1 protein-coding gene is annotated in these 574 nt (G+C 56.6%); it reads left to right on the top strand.

Translation table 11 applies throughout. The annotated features are described in order from the left end of the window. Positions 1–36 precede the first annotated feature (36 nt). The gene (locus AC1DH9_RS30605; RefSeq protein WP_427537133.1) at positions 37–450 is read left to right on the top strand and encodes a VOC family protein; all 414 of its coding nucleotides are present in this window, start codon (positions 37–39) and stop codon (positions 448–450) included. Positions 451–574: the final 124 nt, after the last annotated feature.

The following is a 574-nucleotide window of genomic DNA, read 5'->3' as shown; positions in this document are numbered from 1 at the left end:
ACAGTGCCCTCTCCCTCTGCGTTCCTGGAGCTGACGATGAAAATCAATCCCTACCTGATCTTCAACGGTGATTGCAAAGCAGCCTTCACGTTCTACGCGCAATGCCTGCAAGGCACACTTGAAATGATGATGACCTTCGGTGAGTCGCCGGCTCGCGATCAAATTCCGGCGAGTAGCCATGACCTGATCATGCATACCCGGCTGGTGGTCGGCGACCAGGTCCTCATGGGGTCCGACACCACACCTGAGCGGCCCTACCACGGCATCAACGGTTGCTTTGTTTCGCTGAATGTCACCAGCATCGCTGAAGCCGAGCGAATTTTTACCGCACTGGCAGACCAGGGCACCATTCAAATGCCGCTGGAGGCGACGTTCTGGGCCGCACGCTTCGGCATGCTGGTTGACCGTTTCGGGGTGCCATGGATGGTCAATTGCGAAACGGATCAGTGAGTGATTCCGTTCTGTCCGGTGCCTGTCAGTTAAGCGCAATCCATGTGGGAGCGAGCCTGCTCGCGATGACGGCATAMCATTCAACATCAATGTTGAATGRCCCACCGCTATCGCGAGCAGGCTC

This window comes from Pseudomonas sp. 05T35, assembly GCF_056396605.1.
The sequence above is the reverse complement of the archived record's forward strand: the minus strand, read 5'-3'. Positions and strand labels throughout refer to the sequence as shown.

Excerpts from the sequence above, each read along its gene's own strand:
- AC1DH9_RS30605 (WP_427537133.1), top strand. The coding sequence starts at position 37 with ATGAAAATCAATCCCTACCTGATCTTCAACGGTGATTGCAAAGCAGCC.